The sequence below is a fragment of the Stenotrophomonas sp. GD04024 genome, assembly GCF_029837545.1.
Classification (GTDB): Bacteria; Pseudomonadota; Gammaproteobacteria; order Xanthomonadales; family Xanthomonadaceae; genus Stenotrophomonas; species Stenotrophomonas forensis.
Genome location: NZ_JAOEDV010000010.1, coordinates 16,752 through 30,450 on the forward strand (window position 1 = coordinate 16,752; position 13,699 = coordinate 30,450).

8 protein-coding genes and 1 pseudogene are annotated in these 13,699 nt (G+C 66.3%); 2 read left to right on the forward strand and 7 right to left on the reverse strand.

Annotation, left to right across the window (positions count from 1 at the left end):
• Positions 1-9 precede the first annotated feature (9 nt).
• A complete protein-coding gene (locus N7590_RS05090) occupies positions 10-831 on the forward strand; it encodes a ferritin-like domain-containing protein (RefSeq protein ID WP_204275101.1) in 822 nt (273 codons plus the stop codon).
• Between the two features lie 67 nt (positions 832-898).
• On the opposite strand, the gene N7590_RS05095 is transcribed toward N7590_RS05090, so the two are convergent.
• Entirely contained in the window at positions 899-2,356 is a 1,458-nt protein-coding gene (locus tag N7590_RS05095; RefSeq protein WP_164241308.1) for a DUF2235 domain-containing protein, read from the reverse strand.
• Positions 2,357-2,581: 225 nt separating this feature from the next.
• Here N7590_RS05095 and N7590_RS05100 point away from each other — a divergent pair.
• A pseudogene (locus tag N7590_RS05100) lies at positions 2,582-3,833 on the forward strand (M12 family metallo-peptidase).
• An 87-nt stretch (positions 3,834-3,920) separates the two neighbouring features.
• On the opposite strand, the gene lpxH reads toward N7590_RS05100, so the two are convergent.
• The 6 genes from lpxH to ppk1 form a co-directional block, all read right to left on the reverse strand.
• A complete protein-coding gene (lpxH, locus tag N7590_RS05105) occupies positions 3,921-4,667 on the reverse strand; it encodes a UDP-2,3-diacylglucosamine diphosphatase (RefSeq protein ID WP_053510875.1) in 747 nt (248 codons plus the stop codon).
• 56 nt (positions 4,668-4,723) lie between these two features.
• Positions 4,724-5,263 (reverse strand): phosphatase PAP2 family protein, encoded by a 540-nt coding sequence (locus tag N7590_RS05110; protein ID WP_004154533.1) that lies wholly within the window; start codon positions 5,261-5,263, stop codon positions 4,724-4,726.
• The gene (locus N7590_RS05115; RefSeq protein ID WP_053510873.1) at positions 5,244-6,389 is read right to left on the reverse strand and encodes a glycosyltransferase family 1 protein; all 1,146 of its coding nucleotides are present in this window, start codon (positions 6,387-6,389) and stop codon (positions 5,244-5,246) included. The genes N7590_RS05110 and N7590_RS05115 overlap by 20 nt, the downstream gene beginning before the upstream one ends.
• A 157-nt stretch (positions 6,390-6,546) precedes the next feature.
• Positions 6,547-9,513: a TonB-dependent receptor gene (locus N7590_RS05120; RefSeq protein WP_164241310.1), complete on the reverse strand. Its 2,967-nt coding sequence runs from the start codon at positions 9,511-9,513 to the stop codon at positions 6,547-6,549.
• A gap of 268 nt (positions 9,514-9,781) precedes the next feature.
• The gene (gene ppx, locus N7590_RS05125; protein ID WP_164241311.1) at positions 9,782-11,308 is read right to left on the reverse strand and encodes an exopolyphosphatase; all 1,527 of its coding nucleotides are present in this window, start codon (positions 11,306-11,308) and stop codon (positions 9,782-9,784) included.
• Between the two features lie 302 nt (positions 11,309-11,610).
• Positions 11,611-13,698: a polyphosphate kinase 1 gene (gene ppk1 / locus N7590_RS05130; RefSeq protein ID WP_164241312.1), complete on the reverse strand. Its 2,088-nt coding sequence runs from the start codon at positions 13,696-13,698 to the stop codon at positions 11,611-11,613.
• Between the last annotated feature and the right edge of the window lies 1 nt (position 13,699).

The window sequence follows — 13,699 nt, forward strand, 5'->3', positions numbered from 1 at the left end:
CCAGGCGTGATGGACGTGCCCGAGGTTGGAGGCGACCTGCTGCGCGCCGCGCAGCGGTGCCTGGCCGAAGCCGATCCGCTGCGCAAGGTCGCGCTGACCCAGGCCTGCGCCGCCGCGTTCCGTGCCGGCCGCCTGAAGGTGGCCGCTGATGCACCGCCGCCGGAGCCGATCCGCATGCCGGGCCGGCCAGCGCAGCTGCGGCTGGTGCATCCGCGTGAAGTGCCGCGGCGCGGACTGGGCGGCGTGGAGGGGCGTGCCGCCTTCATCCACGCCATTGCCCACATCGAACTCAACGCGATCGACCTGGCCTGGGATGCGGTGTACCGCTTCCGCGGCCTGCCGCCGGCGTTCCACGCCGACTGGGTCAGCTGTGCCGACGACGAATCGCGGCACTTCATGCTGCTGCGCGAGCGCCTGCAGGTGCACGGTCACGATTACGCTGATTTCCCTGCGCACAACGGCCTGTGGGAAATGTGCGAGAAGACCGCGCATGACGGCCTGGCACGCATGGCGCTGGTGCCGCGCGTGCTGGAAGCGCGCGGCCTGGACGTGACCCCGGGCATGATCGAAAAGCTGCGCAATGTCGGAGATGGCGAAACCGCCGATGTGCTGGAAGTGATCCTGCGCGAGGAAGTCGCGCATGTCGCAGCCGGATCGCGCTGGTACCGCTGGTACTGCGACCGCGCCGGTGTCGAGCCGCGCGCGCGTTTCAAGGAGCTGCTGCTGGAGTACGCCGGCGGCTACCTGCATGGGCCGTTCAACATCGAAGCACGCCTGCTGGCCGGCTTCGATGCCGACGAGCTCGCCAACCTGGTCGAGCAGGCCGGCTGAGAAAAAGGGGACGGAGGAAATCAAGTCGCTTATGGCACAAGCGACTTGATTCCCTCCGTCCCCTTTTTCATGCGTTCGGCAGCACCACGCGCTTGCCATCCACGGTCGGCCGGTTGATGTAGAACAGTCCGGGCCCCGGTCGATACGGCAGCTCGCTGACGCCGGCGTCGGCGGCGTAGGTCAGTGCGGTATCGCCCAGGGCATCGAAATTCCAATGTGCCGACTGCATCAGGTAGCGACGGCGCAGCAGCGCTTCCTGGGTCTGGGTCAGTGCCTGCCCGGCGACCAGGCGACGGGCGATCGGCTGCAGTGCGGATGGAAGTTCCCAGCCCTGGACCCCGGCGGCCTGCGCTCGCCATTGCACGCCGGCATCGATCGCATGCTGCTGCATCACCTGCAGGGCGATCAGCTGGTAGCGCCAGTCGATGCGCCTGCGCAGCACCACTGCGGCGGTGACGTACAGCACCGGTGACAACAGCACGCTGCGGCTGCCGGCCCGGCGCTGCTGCTGCCATTGGTGCCAGACATCCACCCAGATTTCCTTGTCGCCGACGCCCAGCTGCTGCCGCCAGCGCTCGGCATCGGCCTGCGTTTCAGCGTAGGCGGTGGTGGCCTGCAGCATCGCCAGCGGCGGTATCTGGTAGTCAGCAACAGCGGGGCGACGCAGCTGCTGCCGCCGTGGCCGGCTGAGCAGCTTGGGGCCTTCCTCAAGCTGGTTGTAACCGCCACCGATGTTGGCATGCACCCCGGGCAGGGCGATCTCGGTGAACGGCGGTGCCACGCTGGTCAGCGGGTAGTGCTGGCGATGTTCGTCGCGCGCGGTGAGCTGCACGACGTGCGCGGCGATGCCACTGCGCAGGGCGAGACGTGGTTGCTCGTCGGCGCGGCCGCCGCTGACCGCGACCACGGTGTCGAACAGGCCGATGAAGCGCACCAGCGGCACCGCGGGGGTGAAGTCGGCGGCACAGGCCAGGCCCGCCCCCTGCAGCAGCTGGCGCCAGCGTGAACCGTCCCAGCTCTGCAGCTGGTTGGCGATATCACGCGCCGCGGCAGCGCCCCGCGAAAAGCCGAACAGATCCAGCTGCACGCGGCGCAGCGGCTGTCGCCAGCGCGCGGCCAGCCCGGCAAGCGCAGCCGGCAGCAGCACCTGCAGCGCGCGCTGCACCTTCGCACGCACGCCGCTGGCACCGATGCCGAAGGCCAGTCCGATCAGATCATCGTCGGCATCATCGCGGGTGCCGACCCCTTCTACATAGATCGACAGCGAGGGCGTGGCCACGGCATCGCGGCGGCTGTCCGGATACAGCTGCTGCAGCCGGGCGATGTTGGTCTCACCGTTGTCGTAGCTGCTGGTCAGCCGGCTCTGGTAGGTCGAGTCATCATCCGCGCGCAGCTGCACCGGGCGTGGATGCGGCTGCTGCGGCCGGCCGCGGGCCAGGTTGTGGGCGTTGTTGCGGGTGCCATCGAAGAACAGGCCGATCCGCAGCAAGCCGACATCTTCGTCCGTGTCCTGCGATCGTGCCATGTGCATTCCTCGTCGTGGCCGCGTCAAAGTAGCGCGAAAAATGTGTATTTGCGATGTGTAGTGACGCTTTTGACCTGACTGAACGCAGATGCGGTTGATCACAATTCCTGATTTTCATTCGCATCAACTATTGAATTCACACGACCCGCGCAGGCCATATGGCCAGACCCGGCAAACCCGGGCGTGCTGCATCAACGCTGTTCACATCATTCAAGGAGCGACGCAATGTTGTCCAGATCGATTGGCAAAGCGGCAGGTGGCCTGGTGTTGGGTTTGTCGGTGGCAGCGGCCGCGCATGCGGCACCGTTGTTCGAGCCGGTGACGGTCATCAGCCGCGCATCGGCAAACAGTGAGCCCGCGCTGGGCAAGCTGCTGGCCACCCCGTCCACTGCGACGGTGCAGGAAGTCCGTGTCGACGCAGCGGCCACTGCGCAGCCACAACTGGAGTTCGAGCTGCTTGGCCAGCGCGTGCAGGCAGTGCGCAGCAAACTCGAGGCGCTGCCCGAGGGTGGCAGCATCTGGTACGGCCAGTTCCGCTCGCCTTCGGACAAGCTGACCGCGGCAACCTCCAACGGACAGGACGATCCCGGCAACTCGCTGATCCTGGTGCGCTCGGGCAACACCATCACCGGTTCCATCCGCAAGGACGGCAAGCTGTACCGGCTGCGCCCGCTGGGCAACCGCCATGTGCTGGTGGAGGTGGATGAGTCGCGGATGCCGGCCGACCATCCGGCCGATTACAACCAGCTGCCGAAGATCCCGATGGGCGACAACGATCGCATAGGTATCGCACAGGCCTCGTCCGGCACCCCCGCGACCATCCGTGTGCTGGTGGTAGCGACCAATGCCGCGGTGGCGGCCTACGGCGGCAACATGCAGTCGCTGGTGCAGCTGGCGGTGGCCGAGTCCAACCAGGGCTACGTCAACAGCAACGTCGGCATCACCATGCAGCTGGCCGGTTACGAGACCACCAGCTACACCGAGTCGGGCAGCTTCGATACCGACCTGGCGCGCTTCCGTGGCACCAGCGATGGCTACATGGACAGCATCCATACCAGTCGCAACTCCACCGCCGCCGATGTGGGCGTGCTGCTGATCAACAACACCGCCTACTGCGGCCTGGCCTCGGGTATACTCGACGGCATCGACCGCGTTCGCGGCGGTGTACTGGGATTGCGCGACCGGCTACTACTCGTTCGCACACGAGATCGGTCACCTGCAGAGCGCGCGGCATGACATCGCCACCGATTCGAGCACCTCGCCCTATGCCTATGGCCACGGCTACCGCTACGAGCCCGCCACCGGCACCGGCTGGCGCACGATCATGGCCTACAACTGCACCCGCAGCTGCCCGCGCCTGAACTACTGGTCCAACCCCAACATCAGCTACAACGGTATCCCGATGGGCAATGCCAGCACCGCCGACAACCAGCGCGTGCTGGTCAACACCAAGGCCACCATCGCGGCCTTCCGCTGAGTCCAGGCGCCGACCAAGGTCGGCGTCTACCCGGGCGCATGTACCTGCTCCGGTAGATGCCAACCTTGGTTGGCAACCTGCGATCCATCAGCCGCGCGCGAGGGTATCCAGCGACCAGCCGCTGGCATCCACGCGCAGCACCGAACCCTGTTCGTACCAGTCACCCAGAACGATGCGGGTACAGCCGCGTCCACCGGCCTGCAGCGAGTGGATTGCCGGGCGGTGGGTATGGCCATGGATCATGGTGTCCACCCCGTGGCGGACGAAGGTGGCCTCGACTTCGGCAGGGGCCACGTCGGTCACCGACTCGAACTGCGCACGGTTGTCCTGCTTCATCTCGGACTGGCGCGCCTGGCTGGCGTCGCGGGCTTTCTGTGCGAAAGCGATGCGTGCCGCCAGCGGCTGTGACAGGAACTGCGCCTGGAACGCCGGGTCGCGCGTCTGCGCACGGAACTGCTGGTAGGGGATGTCATCGGTGCACAGCAGGTCACCGTGCTGCAGCAGCACCGGGCGGCCGTACAGCTCGATCATGCACGGGTCGGGCAGGATGCGCAGGCCGGCACGGCGTGCGTAGTCCTCGCCGAGCAGGAAGTCGCGGTTGCCGCGGATGAAGTACACCGGCACGCCGCTGTCGGACAGCACCTTCAGCGCATTGGCCACCGCGTCGGCGGCAGGCGAGGGTGTGTCGTCGCCGATCCAGGCTTCGAACAGGTCGCCGAGGATGTACAGGGCATCAGCGCCGGGCGCCTGCTCGCGCAGGAAGCGCAGGAACAGGTCGGTGATTTCCGGACGGCTGGGGTCCAGATGCAGGTCGGAAATGAACAGCGTGGTCATGCCTGCATTCTAGGCCATGAACGATGACGGTAGCGCCGGGCCATGCCGGGCGGCCGTCACACCGGCAGCGGCAACCAGGCCAGGCTGGCCGAGGCCAGCAGCACCGCGATGCCCGTCGCGGCCAGCACGTCGCTGGGGTAATGCAGGCCGAGCACCACCCGCGACAGCGCAACGCCAGCGGTGAACGGCACCAGCAGCGGCGCCAGCCACGGGTAGTAGGCCAGCGCGACAATGGTGAACGACACCGCGTGCAGGGTGTGGCCGGAGGGGAAGCTGAACTCGTCCAGCGGTGCCACCCAGGCGCGGATGCGCAGGTCGGCCGCGTACGGGCGCGGGCGCCGGGTCCAGCGCTTGAGGCCCTTGTACAGCAGCAGTGCGGCCAGGCCGGTGGCCGCCATGTGCACCGAGGCGCGCAGGCCGTCGAAGCCATCCAGCAGCACCAGCGCGCCCATCAGCACGTACCAGAACACGCCATCGCCGAGCCGGCTGATGACCGAGAACAGGCGACGCACGCGGCGACGCCGGCAGTAGTGGTTGGCGCGCCTGCACAGGCGCGCTTCGCGGTCGGCCAGCAATTCAAGCCGCGTGGTGCGCATGGCCGCTCCTCCGCGAGTGGGCCAGCTCGGCCAGCAGGGCATCGAATTCGGCGACCACCTGCTGTGGATGCAGGCGCTTCATCGCGCGCGCGGCGTTGCTGCCCAGCAGGTGGCGTTGCGCATCATCGGCAGCCAGCCGCACGGCGGCCTCGACGAACTGCTCATCATTGTCCACTGCTGCGCCATTCTCGCCGTTGCGCAGGTACTCGCGCGCGGCGCCATAATCGAAGGCGACGGTGGCTACACCGCTGGCCATGCTTTCCAGAGTCACGTTGCCGAAGGTCTCGCTGCGGCTGGGGAACAGGAACAGGTCACCGCTGGCGAAATGCCGTGCAAGCGCTTCGCCGCGCTGGATGCCGCAGAAGATGAAGTCAGGATTCTCGTGCGCCAGCTTTTCGCGTGCAGGACCATCGCCCACCCACACGAAGCGCGCCTTGGGGCGGATCTGCTGCAGCTTGCGGAACGCTTTTACAGCCAGGCCAAGGTTCTTTTCCGCGGCGATGCGGCCAACGTAGATCGCTACCAGGCCGTTGCCGTCCACGCCCCATTCCTCGCGCAGTGCCGGGTCGCGCCTGCCCGGATCGAACTGCTGGCTGTCGACCGCGCGTGCCAGCAGGCGCACGCGCTCGAAACCCTGTTCGCCAAGGAACTGCTGCAGCTCGCGGGTCGGCACCAGGGTGGCATCGGCCTGGTTGTGGAAACGACGCATCCAGCGCATCGCGGCAGCCTGCAGCCAGGCCACGCCGTAGTCGGGCAGGTACTCGTCGAAGCGGGTGTGGAAGCCACTGGCGACCGGGATGCCGAGACGGCGTGCGGTACGCAGTGCGGACCAGCCCAGCGGGCCTTCGGTAGCGACGTAGACGGCGTCTGGACGCTGTTGCTGCCAATGGCGGCCCAGCCGGATCGGCGCCGGCAGGCCGAAGCGCAGGCCGGGGTAGCGGGGCAGCGCGGCGCCGGGAACCAGCAGGGTGCCCGGTGCCGAGTCCAGTGCTTCGCTGGCCTGGCGTGGCCGGACCAGGTCGATTTCATGGCCGGAATCACGCAGTCCCTGCTCCAGGCCCTGCACGGTGAGGGCAACGCCGTTCACTTCCGGCGGATAGGTCTCGGTGACGATGGCATAGCGCATGGCGGGCCTCCGGGTTTCCGGCATGCTCGGCCATGGCGATGTAGTGGACATGACGGATATGCGACCGCCAGATGACGCCGGTGCCGGCCACCGTGGGCAAGAAAAAACCACGGCCCCGAGGGGCCGTGGTTCCTGTTGCAGGTGACAGCGCGATGGATCAGAAGCGCTGCTGGTACTTCATGTACATGAAGCGTCCGATGTCGTAGCCACCGTAGTAGGAGAACGACGAGTTCGGCTTGCTGTACATCACCGGGGCTTCCTTGCCAAACACGTTGTTGGCGCCCACCGACACGGTGGCGTCCCACGGCAGGTTGTAGCGGAACTGCACATCGTGGAAGGTCACTGCGCCGCGTTCGTTGTAGGCGGTCGGCGCCTTCAGCCACGGCGCCAGGAAGGTCGGATCGGAGCATTCGTCCGGATACAGGCTGGCATTGGCGCAGCGCTCCTTCACGCCGGAGTAGTAGCGCGTCGTCCAGCTGACGCCGAAGTCACCCACATCCCAGCCCAGCACCAGGTTCGAGCGCACGCGGAAGGCGAGGCTGGTGGCGGTGCCGATGGTGTTGGCAACGCCGTTGATCGGCGTGATCGCATCGCGGACATCGTTGGTGGAGCGATAGACGTTCTTGCTGACATAGGTACTGGTCCAGCCTGCGCTCAGCTTGCCGTAGCCGGTGTCGACGCGATAGCTGACATCCAGGTCGTAACCTTCGGTCTCGGCGAAGCCGGCGTTGCGGTTGCCGAACTTCAGGCCGGTGACGATGCCGTTGGACGGGTCACGGGTGAAGCGGCTGCAGCGTGCTTCGATGCCCTGCTCATAGCAATCCTTAAGGATCTGGTTCGGGCTGTCACCGACGATGGTGTTGTCGATGCGGATCTTCCACCAGTCCAGCGCAACGTTGAAGTTGCTGATGAAGGTCGGGCTCCACACCAGGCCCAGCGTCTTGCTGGTCGAGGTTTCCGGAACCAGCAGCGGATTGGAACCGGACACGAACGGCGTCGGGGTTGCATCCTGCGCCGTGGTCACCGGGACATTGCCCTGCTTCAGCTGGCGGAAGTTGGCAGCATTGGCGATGTCACGTGCGCAGCGCGAGCGGACTTCAGCACTGCCCTTGGCCGAGCCGAACACGGTGTCGCACGGGTCGCTGAACTGCGCGAAGGTTTCCGAACCGCCACCGTACAGGTCGTTGATGGTCGGGGCGCGGAAGCCTTCAGCCCAGGTACCACGGACCAGCAGCTGGTCGATCGGCTTCCACTTGAAGCCGAACTTGCTGTTGAGGGTATTGCCGAAGGTGTTGTACTTGGAGAAGCGGGTGGCGGCATTGAAGCTCAGTTCGCGCGCGCCGGGCAGGTCGGCCAGCACCGGTACGTTGAGCTCCAGGTAGGCTTCCTTCACGTTGTAGCTGCCACCGGTCGGGCCGGCGGCCAGGTTGGTGGTAGCGCCAGTCTGGGCCAGGGCATCGGGGGTGTAGCGCCCGTCTTCCTTGCGGCTTTCCACGCCGAAGGCGAAGCCCAGGTCGCCGGCCGGCAGGGTCATGATGCTGCCGGACAGGTTGGCGAACGCGTTCTTGGTGGTGGTCCGGCCGGTGGTCCGCTCCGCCGGGAACAGCCAGGCCATCAGTTCTTCATTGCCGGTCAGCCCGTTCGGATCGTTCCTGCCGTAGGGCACCAGCGGATTCCACGGCTTGCAGCCGTCGATCACCGCACCCGGGCGGCCGCACATCACCTTGCCGGTGGCCGGATCCAGGAACGACGGACCCACGGCGTCACGCACGCGCTTCTTGTGCAGGTTGCCGGTAGCGGTGGCGGTCAGCTCGTTGCGGTTGTACTGGTAGCCCACGTCCCAGTCGAAGTAGCGCTGGCCGATCTCGAAGGTGCCATCCAGCGAAACGACCGCACGGTAGGTCTTCAGTTCGCTGGTGCTTACACGCGGAATTTCCCAGGTACGGCGGTTCCACGCGATGTCGGTCGGCCGGGCATAACCGTGCTGGTTGCCGAACGGATTGAAATAGCTGTCCTTGGACATCAGGCCGGTGGCGGTCGGGTCACCCGAGATCGACACCGAGCTGGACTGCAGTGGGTAGCCTGCGATCTGGCGCTCGGCCGAACGCTTGTTGTAGCCGAATTCGGTGCGCAGGTTGACCTGGTCGGTGATCTTGAAGCGGCCGTCGAAGTACACCGAATCACGCTTGAGCGGATACATCACGTGCATCTGCTCGTTGGCGTTGCTGACGTCGCCGGTGAACGGCGTCGCGTCGGTCAGGTGGTAGTTGGCCGGGTTGGTCGGGTCAGCGCCGCGGTTGAGCGAGTAGCCGCAACCCTGGCTGGTGTTGGTGCAGCCAGGGCCACCCTTCAGACCGGTGAACTGGCCCCACTGGCTCAGCGTGGTCCAGTTGGAGGGATCGTTCGGGTGGCGGTCGCTCACGCCGTACTTGCTGAACCAGCGGTCCTTGGCCCAGACGCTCTTTTCCTCGGAGTGTTCCAGTGCCAGGGTCAACGACACACGGTCATTGCTCCAGCCGCCGACCACGTCGAAGCGGTCACGGGCGCCGTCGCCTTCGCTGTACTGGCCGTGGTAGACATTGGCGGTCACGCCGTTGACGTTGGAACGGGTGATGATGTTGATCACGCCGGCCATCGCGTCGGAACCGTAGATGGCCGAAGCGCCATCCTTCAGCACTTCGATGCGCTCCACTGCCGACACCGGCAGCGACGACACGTCCTGGTAGCCGGAGGTGCTGATGCCCAGGCGCTTGCCGTTGACCAGCACCAGCGTGCGCTGTGCGCCCAGGTTGCGCATGTCGATGTAGGTGCCGCCGGTGTTCTCGCCCGCGCTCAGCGCGTTGGCGCGGCTGATGGCCGGGCTGCCCATCGCGGTGACGTTCTGCAGGATGTCGGCCACCGAGCTGAAGCCCTGGCGTTCGATCTCGACGCGGGTCAGCGCCAGCACCGGCTGGGCGGTTTCCACATCGACCTGGCGGATGCGCGAACCGGTGATCTCGATGCGATCCAGATTGGTCGGCGAGGCGCCGCCGGCATCCTGGGCGAACACCGGCACGGCGGCCAGAGCTGTGGTCGTCACCAGGGCGTGGGCAATCGCCTTGCCCAACACGGTACGTGAAGTCATTACGTTCTCTCTCTCTCTCAAAGACGTACGGAGATGCTCAAGAAAGGCATCCAATGGCCCAGCCGAACTGCGCCGGTGATCCGATACTAGTCTCGGTAGTTAAGAGGTTGTAAAGAACTTATGTCGAAATATTTCCTTGAATGTCATCGACGTGATGAATATGTGAGGAAAAACCAGAACTTGCGACGCAAGTGCCCATCGCCACCAAGGCGGCGATGTTGCGGCGCAGCGCGAATTGGCGCGCGGGACGCGCGTCGTCCCGGGGGAATCAGGCCACGAACGGACGGAACTGGATGCCCAGCCCGGCGATGCCGTCGGTCTCGCCGATCAGGTCGGCGCGCAGCAACGGGCGGGCATCGATGAACGCCTGCGGCACGATCAGCGACAGCCGGTTGTCGTCGGCGGTCAGTTCCAGCGCTGGCAGGGGGGCGTCCTCGTGCGCGCGGTTGAGCAGCACCGCCAGGCGCAGCAGGGCGGCCAGCCGGCGTGCGGTCAGCAGCAGGCGCTCGGGCAGGGCATCGAAGGCGGTCTTGGTGATGCTGCGGCGGTGGCTGCGCACCAGCGCGGCCAGCATCTGCTGTTCCTGCCGCGAGAAACCGGCGATGTCCGAGTGTTCCAGCACGTAGCTGCCGTGCACGTGGTAGCCGCTGTGCGCGATCATCAGGCCCAGCTCATGCAGGCGCGCAGCCCAGCCCAGCATGCGGGCATCGTCGGCATCCAGTTTCCATTGCTCCTGCACCTGCTCCAGCAGTGACAGTGCGGTCTCCTGCACGCGGTCGGCCTGCGTCATGTCGATGCCATAGCGCTGGCTGAGCGCGGCCACCGATTCGTCACGCAGGTCGTTCTCGCCGGCCCGGCCGACGATGTCATACAGGATGCCTTCGCGCATCGCCGCCTTGCTGACCAGCAGCTTCTGCAGGCCCAGCGCCTGGAAGGCCGCTTCCAGTACCAGGATGCCGCCGGCGATGATCGGGCGCCGGTCGCTGGACAGGCCCGGCAACTGGATGTCGTCGATCTTCTTGGCTTTCAGCAGTTCGTCGCGCAGCTGTGGCAGGGCTTCGGCGGTGATCGCGCCCTTGCTCAGCTTCATCGTCGCGCAGATCTCGCTGATCGCCTTGTGCGTGCCCGAAGAACCCAGTGCTTCCTGCCAGCCCAGCGCGCGGTACTTGCTGGCGAAGGGCTGGAACTCGCGGCCGATCTCGGCCAGCGCGTCCTTCCAGCGCTTCTTGCTCAGCTTGCCGCCGGGGAAGAAACGGCGGGTGCTGGCGATGCAGCCGGCCTGCAGGCTTTCGCGCTCCAGGGTCTGCATCCCCATGCCGATGATGAATTCGGTGGAACCGCCGCCGATGTCGATCACCAGCCGGCGCTCGCCCGGCTTGGGCGGTTGTGCATGGGCGACACCGAGGTAGATCAGGCGCGCTTCTTCGCGACCGCTGACCACTTCGATGGCGTGCCCCAACGCGGTTTCGGCCGGGACCAGGAACGACTGCGGCGAGCGCAGCTGGCGCACGGTGTTGGTGGCCAGTGCGCGCACCCGGTGCGGCGGCACGTTGCGGATGCGCTGGCCGAAGCGGGCCAGGCACTCCAGCGCGCGCTGGCGGGCCGCCGCGGAGAGTCCACCCTTGCCATCCAGCCCGTCGGCCATCCGCACCGTCTCGCGCAGGCGGTCGATCACCCGCAGCTGGCCGAGCGTGTAGCGCGCGATGACCATGTGGAAACTATTGGAGCCAAGGTCGATGGCGGCCAGCAGGTCGCCATCCTGCAATGCGGGCGGAGTCGTGGTGGTATGCGGCATGGACGAATGTTAGCCGAAGGGGCGGTGTGCTCGTCACCGCGCGGCCTTCACATTTTGTAGGGGGGAGTGCGGCAGGGCTGCGCCCTGCACCCGCCGAATCAACGGCAACGGCAACGGCAACGGCAAAAGCGGGCTATCCGTGGGATGGCGGGGTGGGTCCGGTTGAGGGGGACGCCGTAAACCCGTCCTTGGGGGCTTGGTCGCGGCATCCATGCCGCTCACACCCCCTCAACCGGACCCACCCCGCCTTCGACAGATTTCTGCTGCTGTTGGTGGGTGTCGACCTGGGTCGACACACCGGGTTACAGCCCCTGCATCAACGCCATCTGCGCCGAATGCGGGGCTTCGTCGTGGGCCGGGGCACGTTTGTGGTAGATGCCCTCGGCGTCCAGTTCCCAGGCGTTGAGGTTGTCGTCCAGGTAGTTCTGCAGCACCTCTCGGTACACCCGCTTGGCCAGTTCCGGATCGAGGATCGGGAAGCAGGTCTCGACCCGGCGCAGCAGGTTGCGTTCAAGCCAGTCGGCGCTGGCGCAGTACATTTCCGGCGCACCATCGTTGCCGAACCAGTAGACGCGGCTGTGCTCGAGGAATCTACCGACGATCGAGCGCACCCGGATGTTGTCCGACACGCCCGGCACGCCCGGGCGCAGGGTACAGGCGCCACGGATGATCAGGTCGATCTGCACGCCGGCCTGCGAGGCGGCATACAGCGCGCGCACCACCTGCGGTTCGTTCAGTGCGTTCATCTTGGCGATGATCCGCGCCGGACGGCCCGCGGCGGCGATGCGGGTTTCGCGCTCGATGCGGCCGAGGATGCCGGTGTGCAGGGTGAAGGGCGACTGCAGCAGGCGCTTGAGCTTCATCTTCGACGCCAGGCCGGACAGCTGCTGGAACAACAGGTGCACATCGTTGCCGATGTCCGCATCGGCGGTGATCAGGCTGATGTCGGTGTACGCGCGGGCGGTGCCGCTGTGGTAGTTGCCGGTGCCCAGGTGCACATAGCGGCGCAGCTTGCGGCCCTCGCGGCGAACGATCAGCAGCATCTTGGCGTGGGTCTTGTAGCCGACCACGCCGTACACCACCTGCACGCCGGCTTCCTGCAGGCGATCGGCCAGGCCCAGGTTGGCCTCTTCGTCGAAGCGCGCACGCAGCTCGACCACCACGGTCACATCCTTGCCGTTGCGCGCGGCCTGGATCAGTGCGTCGACGATCAGCGAATCCTTGCCGGTGCGGTACAGGGTCTGCTTGATCGCCAGCACGTTCGGATCCACCGCCGCCTGCCGGATCAGGTCCAGCACTGCGGTGAAGGCATCGAAGGGGTGGTGCAGCAGCAGGTCCTGGCGCGCGACGGTCTCGAAGATGCCATCGCTGTCGCGCAGCGTGCGCGGGGTCATCGACGGGTACTTCAGGTCCGGCTGCGCGATCAGGTCGTACAGCTGGATGATGCGGTTGAGATTGACCGGACCGTCGATGCGGTACACGGCATTTTCGGTCAAACCGAAATTCTGCAGCAGGGTGCGCACGATGTCGCGCGGCATGTCATGGGCGATCTCCAGGCGCACCGCCGGCCGGTAACCGCGGTCGACCAGCTCGTCACGCAGTGCCAGCGCCAGGTTCTCCACTTCTTCCTCGTCCACCACCAGCTCGGAATTGCGGGTGACGCGGAACTGGTAGGCGCCCAGCACTTCCATGCCCGGGAACAGTTCATCGACGAAGGTCGACAGCACCGATGACAGGAACACGAAGTTCTGCGGACCGCCAAGCTTTTCGGGCAGCTGGATGATGCGCGGCAGCGAGCGTGGCGCACGCACGATGGCCAGGTGGCCGGCGCGGCCGAAGGCATCGGTGCCCTTCAGCACCACCACGATGTTCAGCGATTTGTTGAGGATCTTCGGGAACGGATGCACCGGGTCCAGGCCCAGCGGCGACAGCACCGGCATGATCTCGTTGCGGAAGTACGCGCGCAGCCAGCGCTTCTGGCGGTGGTTCCAGGAGTGGCGGCCGAGCACACCGATGCCGGCTTCCGCCAGTGCCGGGCGCAGCGTCTCGTTCCAGCAGCGGTACTGCTGGTCCACCAGCTCGGCGGCACGGTCATGGATGGCGGAGAGGATGGTCTGCGGGCTCATGCCGTCCGGCGCCGGCGGCAGGCCGAACTCCTGCGCGTGGCGCACGGCAGCGGCGCGGATCTCGAAGAATTCATCGAGGTTGGTGCAGGAGATGCACATGAAGCGCAGGCGCTCCAGCAGCGGTACCTGCGGGTCCATGGCCTGCGCCAGCACGCGGAAGTTGAAATCCAGCTGCGACAGTTCGCGGTTGATGTAGAGCGCCGGATCACGCAGCGGATCGTTGTCCGGGCTCACGGGGAGGGGGAGGGATCCGAGGCTGCTCATG

What these genes read in the sequence shown, in the direction of transcription:
- ppk1 (WP_164241312.1), bottom strand. Translation starts at nt 13,698, where the DNA reads ATGAGCAGCCTCGGATCCCTCCCCCTCCCCGTGAGCCCGGACAACGAT.
- N7590_RS05115 (WP_053510873.1), bottom strand. Translation starts at nt 6,389, where the DNA reads ATGCGCTATGCCATCGTCACCGAGACCTATCCGCCGGAAGTGAACGGC.
- N7590_RS05090 (WP_204275101.1), top strand. Translation starts at nt 10, where the DNA reads ATGGACGTGCCCGAGGTTGGAGGCGACCTGCTGCGCGCCGCGCAGCGG.
- N7590_RS05120 (WP_164241310.1), bottom strand. Translation starts at nt 9,513, where the DNA reads ATGACTTCACGTACCGTGTTGGGCAAGGCGATTGCCCACGCCCTGGTG.
- ppx (WP_164241311.1), bottom strand. Translation starts at nt 11,308, where the DNA reads ATGCCGCATACCACCACGACTCCGCCCGCATTGCAGGATGGCGACCTG.
- N7590_RS05095 (WP_164241308.1), bottom strand. Translation starts at nt 2,356, where the DNA reads ATGGCACGATCGCAGGACACGGACGAAGATGTCGGCTTGCTGCGGATC.
- N7590_RS05110 (WP_004154533.1), bottom strand. Translation starts at nt 5,263, where the DNA reads ATGCGCACCACGCGGCTTGAATTGCTGGCCGACCGCGAAGCGCGCCTG.
- lpxH (WP_053510875.1), bottom strand. Translation starts at nt 4,667, where the DNA reads ATGACCACGCTGTTCATTTCCGACCTGCATCTGGACCCCAGCCGTCCG.